At 69.6% G+C, this 7,969-nt stretch carries 7 protein-coding genes; 5 read left to right on the forward strand and 2 right to left on the reverse strand.

Annotated features, from left to right (window positions below):
• Positions 1-187: 187 nt before the first annotated feature.
• The 4 genes from VFS34_15160 to VFS34_15175 all read left to right on the forward strand — a co-directional run bounded on the left by VFS34_15160 (position 188) and on the right by VFS34_15175 (position 4,348).
• The gene (locus VFS34_15160) at positions 188-559 is read left to right on the forward strand and encodes a stress response translation initiation inhibitor YciH (GenBank protein ID HET9795790.1); all 372 of its coding nucleotides are present in this window, start codon (positions 188-190) and stop codon (positions 557-559) included.
• Positions 560-725: 166 nt separating this feature from the next.
• On the forward strand, positions 726-1,118 hold the full coding sequence (locus VFS34_15165) for a hypothetical protein (protein ID HET9795791.1): 393 nt from the start codon (positions 726-728) through the stop codon (positions 1,116-1,118).
• Between the two features lie 42 nt (positions 1,119-1,160).
• Positions 1,161-3,752 (forward strand): protein kinase, encoded by a 2,592-nt coding sequence (locus tag VFS34_15170; GenBank protein ID HET9795792.1) that lies wholly within the window; start codon positions 1,161-1,163, stop codon positions 3,750-3,752.
• The gene (locus tag VFS34_15175) at positions 3,749-4,348 is read left to right on the forward strand and encodes a short chain dehydrogenase (protein ID HET9795793.1); all 600 of its coding nucleotides are present in this window, start codon (positions 3,749-3,751) and stop codon (positions 4,346-4,348) included. Before VFS34_15170 ends, VFS34_15175 begins: the two co-directional genes overlap by 4 nt.
• A gap of 15 nt (positions 4,349-4,363) precedes the next feature.
• On the opposite strand, the gene VFS34_15180 is transcribed toward VFS34_15175, so the two are convergent.
• Both VFS34_15180 and gltX read right to left on the reverse strand, forming a co-directional pair.
• A complete protein-coding gene (locus tag VFS34_15180; GenBank protein HET9795794.1) occupies positions 4,364-5,395 on the reverse strand; it encodes a zinc-binding dehydrogenase in 1,032 nt (343 codons plus the stop codon).
• Positions 5,396-5,417: 22 nt separating this feature from the next.
• Positions 5,418-6,830 carry a glutamate--tRNA ligase gene (gltX, locus tag VFS34_15185; protein ID HET9795795.1) on the reverse strand — a complete coding sequence of 471 codons (1,413 nt, stop codon included), beginning with the start codon at positions 6,828-6,830 and terminating at the stop codon, positions 5,418-5,420.
• A 32-nt stretch (positions 6,831-6,862) separates the two neighbouring features.
• On the opposite strand from gltX, the gene VFS34_15190 reads away from it, so the two are divergent.
• Positions 6,863-7,759 (forward strand): DMT family transporter, encoded by an 897-nt coding sequence (locus tag VFS34_15190; GenBank protein ID HET9795796.1) that lies wholly within the window; start codon positions 6,863-6,865, stop codon positions 7,757-7,759.
• Positions 7,760-7,969 lie beyond the last annotated feature (210 nt).

Consider the following 7,969-nt stretch of genomic DNA (forward strand, 5'->3'; position numbering starts at 1 on the left):
CTTTCGCTTCCCGAGCACGGCTACCACGCGCCGAACGAGAACTACGACTGGCGGCAGGCGCGCGGCGGGATGATGGCGTTCGCCGAGTATTTCCGGAGAGCCGCGGAGATCTAGCGCTTCCCCGGCGAGGATTCCGGGCCCGGCGGGACCGCCGGGCCTTTTCCGTTTCGGAGAAAATGACGGCCGCATGACCGCGCCGCGCCGCCCCGTCGTCTATTCGTCCGGTCCGCAGGGGAGCGGCAACCGCTGTCCGCGATGCGGATGGCCGGTCGATTCGTGCGCCTGCGCGAAAAAAGAGGAGGTCGCCGGACCGCTCGCCGGCCAGCGCGTCCGCGTTTCGCGCAGCTCCGCGGGGCGCGGAGGCAAGACGGTGACCCTGATCGCCGGAATCGAAGGGGGAGACGCGATTCTCGCGCCGCTCGCGAAGAAGCTCAAGGCGCGATGCGGCGCGGGGGGGACGGTCAAGGACGGCCTGATCGAGATCCAGGGCGACCATGGGGACACGGTGATGAGCCTGCTCGCCGCCGAAGGGTACCGGCCCAAGAAATCGGGGGGGTGACCGGCCTTCATCGCTGCCGGGGACGCGATGGTCTCCGTGTGCGGCGAATTCCGGGCGGAGTCGTTCGACACGCGGGACCGCCCGCGCGACGAATTCGCCGGCGTCGATCTTCGAACATGGCCGATCGGATTTGTCAAGGAAGAATTCGATCAAAAATTTCCGGGCGATGGTTGATTTCGCGCGAAGCGGGGCGGACAATCTTTTCGTGCTTCCGGAAGTCTTCGAATGCCCGCGATGCGAGCGGCAGTTCATCGTGGACGAGCCCGCGGAAGGCTACGGCACCGTCCACTGCCCGCAGTGCGGCCGGTACCTCGGCGAGCGCGATCTCTCGTACGTCCTCCGTTCCGAGATCGACGAGCTCGTCGAGCGGCTGGAGTTCGAGCGGAACCGGCTCGAGAACGACGCGGCCGTCTACGGCATGACGGACTGCGAGGCCGAGATGAAGCTGTACGGCCGGGAGATCCCCGCCGCGATCGGCGTGCTCCGCGAGACGATCGGGAAGCTCCGCAAGATGAGCGAGTCCTACAAGCCCGCGCCGTCGAATACCCACGAGAGATAGCCTCCCCGGGGGCCTAGCCCTTCCGTTAAAATCTCCCCACCCATGCCCTTGTCGAACGGAACGAAGATCGGCCCTTACGAGATCCTCGCCCCTCTCGGAGCGGGAGGCATGGGCGAGGTCTATCGCGCGCGCGATCCGCGGCTCGGCCGCGACGTCGCCCTGAAGGTCCTTCCGGAGGAGTTCACGACGGACCGCGAACGGCTGGTGCGCTTCGAGCAGGAGGCGCGCGCCGCGTCGGCGCTGAACCATCCGGGAATCGTCGTCGTGCACGACATCGGATCGGCCGAGGGGCGCGCCTACATCGCGATGGAGCTCGTCGACGGGCGGACGCTCCGCGCGCTCCTCGAGGACGGGGCCGTCCCGATCCGAAAGTTGCTGGATATCGCGACCCAGCTGGCGGAAGCGCTCGCGAAGGCGCACGACTCCGGCATCGTCCACCGGGACCTCAAGCCCGAGAACGTGATCGTCTCGAAGGACGGCTACGTCAAGGTGCTCGATTTCGGTCTCGCGCGCCAAACCGATCGGCGCGGTTCGGATTCGTCCGAGCTTCCGACCCAGACCGGCACGGCGCCCGGGACGGTCATGGGTACGGTCGGCTACATGTCGCCGGAACAGGCGGCGGGCCGCCCCGTCGACTTCCGGTCGGACCAGTTCTCCCTCGGATCGATGGTCTACGAGATGTCGACCGGCAAGCGCGCGTTCGAACGGGGGACATCGGCCGAAACGCTGACGGCCATCATCCGCGAGGAGCCGGAGCCGATCTCGACCGCGAACGCCCGCATTCCCGCGCCGCTCCGGTGGATCGTCGAACGCTGCCTCGCCAAAGACGCGGAGGACCGCTTCGCCTCGACGAAGGATCTCGCGCGCGACCTGAAAAGCCTGCGCGACCACCTCACGGAGACGTCGGCGTCTCTCCAGTCCGGCGTCAGCGCCGCCATTCCCATCGGGCGGGTGCGGAGCCTGCGCCGCCGCGCGATCGCGGCGACCGCCGTCGCGGCAGTCCTCGCGGTCGCTCTGGCGATCTCCGTCCTGAAACCCCGCCGCCCGCCGGGCGGGGCCGTCTTCCATCGGCTGACGTTCCAGCGCGGCGCGATCTGGGGCGCGCGCTTCACGCCCGACGGGGGATCGATCGTCTACGGCGCCGCGTGGGACGGGCAGCCTTCCCATCTGTACACCGTCCGGGCCGACAACCTCCTCTCGTCGCCGCTCGATCTCCCTCCCGCGTTTCTCCTCGGCATCTCGAGACAGAGCGAGGTGGCGCTCGCGAAGGATCCGATTCAGGTCACGACGCTGCAGATTCTCGGAACGCTCGCGAGGGCCCCCTTGTCCGGGGGCTCGCCCCGCGAAGTCGAAAGCAGAGTGTCTTTCGCCGACTGGACGCCGGACGGCACCGGGCTCGCCGTCGTTCGCGACGTCGGCGGCCGTGCGGACCTCTTCTATCCGGAGGACCACCTCCTGTACGCGTCGCAGGGATGGGCCAGCCATCCGCGGTTCTCGCCCGACGGAAAGTGGATCGCGTTCCTCGATCACGCGTCGGCGGGCGACGGCGGCTCGGTGGTGCTCGTGTCGACCGACGGCCGGACGCGGAGGACGCTCGCCTCCGGATTCTCGACGGTTCAGGGGCTGGCCTGGAGGGCCGACGGGAAGGAGATCTGGTTCACCGGGACCGCCGAGGGAAACGCGCGGGCGCTCTGCGCCGTGACGCCGTCCGGAAAGATGCGGACTCTTCACCGGGTCCCGGCGACTCTGACGCTCTACGACATCGCCAAAGACGGCCGGCTGCTCGTGGAGCAGGAGGATCAGCGTTCCAGCACCTTCGCCCTGGCGCCCGGGGAGACCCGGGAGAGGGATCTGTCGGCGCTCGACTGGAGCGGCCTCAACGGATTCTCGACGGACGGAAGGCTCGTGTCCTTCGACGAGACCGGCGAGGGCGGCGGCGAAAGCGGCTCCGTGTACATCCGGAGGACGGACGGATCCTCTCCCCTCCTGCTCGGGACCGGCGGGTCCGGGGGCTTCTCCTCGGATGGCTCCTGGGTGGCCGGTTACGGATTGGAGGGCTCGACGATCTCGCTCTTCCCGACGGCGGCGGGGAAGTCGCGCACGATCCGGACCTCGCTCGTGAACGTCAGCTCGCCGCAGTTCGTCGCCGGCGCGATGCGGCTCGTCGTGCGGGGCGCCGAAAAGGGTCACAACCCGCGGTATTTCGTCCTGGACGCGGAGACGGGCGCCGCCCGGGCGATCAGCGAAGAGGGAATTCCCTTTTCGAGCTACACGCCGACTTCCCCCGATGGAACGCGTCTGCTCGGCCTCAGCGCCGATTTTCGTCCGACGATCTACCCGATCGCCGGAGGAGCCGCGGTTCCGGTCCTCGGATCGCAGCCCCGCGAATACCCCGCCGGCTGGTCGACCGACGGACGGGCGATCTACGTCTACCTCCGCAGCGGAAGCGTGGCTCCCGTCTACCGCGTCGATCTCGCGACGGGGAAGCGGGAGCTCTGGAAGACCATCACGGCGCCGGATGCGGCGGGAATCACCGGCATCGCCCCCGTCATCGTCGTCATGGACGGCAAGGCCTACGCCTACGGCGTGACGCGGATCCTTTCGAGCCTGTACCTCGTCGACGGCTTCCGGTGAGGGTCCTCGTCGTCGGTGCCACCGGCACGATCGGACGCGCCGTCGTCGCGGCGTTGGAAGACCGCCACGAGGTGCTTCCGGTCGCCCACCGGAGCGGCGCCCTGACGGTCGATCTGCAGGACTCCGCGTCGATCGCGCGGCTCTACGAGAAGGTCGGCCGCGTGGATGCCGTCGTCTGCACGGCGGGCGGCACGCGGTTCCGGCCGCTCTCCGAGCTCTCGGAGGAGGACTTCCGTTTCAGCCTCATGCACAAGCTCCTCGGCCAGATCAATCTCGTTCGGCTCGGGATCCGTTTCGTCGCCGACGGGGGCGCGTTCGCGCTGACGTCCGGCACGCTCGCGAGCCGCCCCTCGCGGGGGGGGGCCGCGGTCGCCGTCGCCAACGCGGGCGTGGAGGCGTTCGTCGCGTCGGCGGCGCTCGAACTGCCTCGGGGGATCCGGATCAACGCGGTGTCTCCGGGCTGGGTGACCGAAACCCTGAAGAAGATGGGGCATCGCCCGGAGGGAGGGACGCCCGCCGCGACCGTCGCCCGCGCTTTCGTCGAAGCGATCGAGGGGGATTCGAGCGGCGCCGTGATCGAACCCGGGGGGTCCTGAGGACCCCGTTCCGCCTCAGCCGGCCGGAAGGACGACCGACCGCAGGTGCGAGGTGCCTCTCTCGAGCTCGTCCAGGACCTCGTTGATCGCGGCGGCACCGAGCGGAACGCGCCGCGTGATCGCGCGCGAGACGTCGATCATTCCCCGGGAGGCGAGCTCCATCAGGTCGACGAGGTCGCTGCGGAGATGGTCGGAACACCCGATGATCCGCCGCTCCCGCGCGAGCACGTCGCGATACGGATCGAACGGGAACGGGCGGGCATCGAGCGCGACGATCACGAGCCGGCCGCCGGGAGCGAGCGATCGCAGGGCCGCGGTCCGAGACGCCGGCGTTCCCGCGAAGTCGAGGGCGACGTCCGGGCCCCGCCCTCCCGTCGCGGCGGTGAGCGATTCGGCGAAGCGGGGCGCGGACGCGTCCAGAGGGTGCGCGCCGAAATCCCGGGCCGCCGAGAGCTTTTCGGGAACGACGTCGGCCACGACGACCGCGCCGGCTCCGAGAACCCCCGCGAGCTGGACGGCCGAGACGCCGAGGCCTCCGAATCCCGAGACCAGGACGCTCTCTCCGGGCCGGATCTCCGCGAGACGGAGCGCGTGGAGCGCCGTCGCCGACGAGCACATCATGACGGCCGCCTCGTCGAACGAGACGCCGTCCGGCACCGGGATCGCGTTTTCGGCCGGGACGGCGACCCGCTCCGAGTAGCCTCCGTCTCGCTCCTTGCCGAACATCTCGGCGCGCGGGCAGAACCGTTCCCGTCCCGAGCGGCAATCGGCGCAGAGTCCGCAGCCGACGAGGTAATGGACGGCGACGCGGTCGCCGATCGCGACCGAGGTGACGTCCGCGCCGATTTCCGCGACGACGCCCGCGATTTCGTGCCCGAGCGTCCGCGGGAGCGTCGCCCGCCCCGGATCGCGCCGGTAATGCGCGTCCGAGTGGCAGATCCCCGCGGCCCGGACTTCGATGACGACCGAGCCCCCGTCCGGCAGGGGATCCGGGGAGTCCTCGTCCGTCAGCGGTCGACCGGGGGAGACGAGACGGACGGCGCGCATTCGCGGAACGGCTCGAGCGCCGTCAGGCCGTGACCGACGAAATCGCCTTCAGGAAGGCTTCGATGCGGCGCAGCACCGTTTCGCGTCCGAGGAGCTCGACGACGTCGAAGAGCGGGGCGCCGACGGTCTTTCCCGTCAGCGCCAGCCGGAGCGGGTGGATGATCTTGCCCGCGGAAATCCCCTTTTCGGTGGCGAGCTCCCGGAGCATCGCCTCGAGAGCCTCTTTGCGGAAGTCGGCCGCGGCCGAGAACCGCTCGCCGAGCGCGGCGAGAAGCGAGGCGGTGTCCGCGCCGACGTTCTTCTTCAGCCCTCCGGCGTCGTACTCCAAGGGATCGGCCGCATAGTCGGCGATCGCCGACCGGAGCTCCGCGAGCGTTCGCGAGCGTTCCCGATGGAGAGCGATCGCCGTGAGCGCCACCGGCTCCGGCGGCAGCACCGCTCCGTCGACGTCGAGCCGCAGGAAGAGCTCGGCGGGCGTCATCGCCGCGAGGTACTTCGAGTTCATCCAGAGGAGCTTCTCCGGGTCGAAGACCGACGGCGACGCTCCGACCCGTTCGAGCGAGAAGTCCCGGATCATCTCGTCGAGCGTCATGATCTCGCGGTCGTCGCCGGGAGACCATCCGAGGAGCGCCAGGAAATTGACGAGCGCTTCGGGGAAGACGCCGGCATCCCGCCACTCTTCGACGGAGGCCGCCCCGTGCCGCTTCGAGAGCTTCTTGCGGTCGGTCCCGTAGATCATTCCGAGGTGCGCGAACTTCGGGAGCGGCGCGCCGAGCGCCTCGAAGAGCGCGACGTGCTTGGGCGTGTTCGCGAGGTGGTCGTCGCCGCGGATGACGTGGGTGATCCGCATGTCCACGTCGTCGACGCAGACGGTGAAGTGGTAGAGCGGATGGCCGCCCGAGCGGACCAGGACGAAGTCGTCGGTCGCTCCCGCCGGGAACTCGACCCGCCCGCGGATCAGGTCCTCGACGACGATCGGCTCGGGTCGGACGCGAAGGCGGACGACGAACCTCTCGCCCGATTCCGCGCGGCGCGCGGCTTCTTCCGCGTCGAGCGCGCGGCATTTCTTCGAATACTGGTAGGCGCGCTTCTCCGCTTCGGCCCGCTTGCGATCGGCGTCGAGCTCGTCCGGGGTGCAGAAGCATCGATACGCCTTCCCGGCGGCGAGCAGCGCGTCGGCCTTCGCGCGGTAGAGGTCCATGCGGTCCGACTGGTGGATCGGCCCTTCGTCCCAGCGGATTCCGAGCCATTCGAGCGAACGGAGGATCTGGTCGGTGAGCTCGGTCCGGCTGCGTTCGACGTCGGTGTCCTCGATCCGGAGGATGTGCGTCCCGCCGTGGTGGCGCGCGAACAGAAAGTTGTAGAGCGCGGTGCGGGCGCCGCCGACGTGCAGACTTCCCGTCGGCGACGGAGCGAAGCGGACGCGGACGGTCATGGCGAGCGGCGATCTTATACGATCGCCGCCGGATGGAATCCGCCGTCTCCGCCGACAAGCATTCCTGGCCGGCGGCGCTGGCGCTCGTCGCCGTCACCGTCGTCTGGGGCACGACCTTCATCGTCAATGCGGAGGTGCTGGGCCGCGAGCCGCCGCTCGGCTACGTGGCATGCCGTTTCGTGTTCGCCGCGCTGATCCTGAATCTCGCCGTGATCGGGAGGCGGCGGACGCCGCGCGTGTGGCGCGACGGCATCGGCATGGGCGTGCTGCTGGCGCTCGGGATGGGTGCGCAGATCGTCGGCCAGACCGAAACCTCGGCGTCGAAGACGGCCTTCATCACGGGACTCTCGGTCGTGCTGACGCCGGTGGTCGCGCTCTTCCGGACCCGCCGCGCGCCCGGAGCGGCCGTCCTCGCCGGAGTGGCGCTCGCGACGGGGGGATTCGCGCTCCTCTCCTGGCCGTCGGACGGCGGAGGAGTCAACCGGGGCGACCTGATGGTCCTCGTGTGCGCGGTGCTCTTCGCGATCTATTTCGTGGAGAACGAAGTGCGGTCGCCGCGGCACGACGCGTTCGTGTACACGGCGCGCCAGATGATCGCGGCCTCCGTCACGCTCGCCGCGGCGTCGCTCTGGCTGAAGCTCGCCCGGCCCCCGCTCGCGGCCGCCGCGTTCGAGGCGAAGCCCTTCGCGCTCGATCGGGGCTTCCTGATCGCGATCGCCTACATGACGCTCTTCGCGACGGTCGGCACGTTCACGGTGCAGAACTGGGCGCAGGCGCGCCTGACGGCGACCCGCGCGGCGATCATCTTCGCGCTCGAGCCCGTGTGGGCGGCGATCTTCGCGGCGGTGATCCTGTCGGAGCATCTGGGATTCCGCGGTTATGCCGGCGGGGCGCTGGTGATCGCCGGGATTGTCGTGTCAGAGCTGTAGAGGCGCGGACGGTGCATCGAGCGAATACGGGCGCCGGAAACCCGCCCGCGGCCGCGACGTACGCCCTCGCGGAGGGTGGTCGATGGCGGTCTTCGGTGAAAGCTCGTTCACTCGACGGGTGGTGCCGCGTTCCAGAGCGACGAAAAGAGATTGGACGATCAGTTTGCCGGGGCGCGGGGAGACGCGAGCGAGACGCGCACCCACAGAGCG

The sequence above is a fragment of the Thermoanaerobaculia bacterium genome (assembly GCA_035717485.1).
Lineage (GTDB): Bacteria > Acidobacteriota > Thermoanaerobaculia > UBA5066 > DATFVB01 > DATFVB01.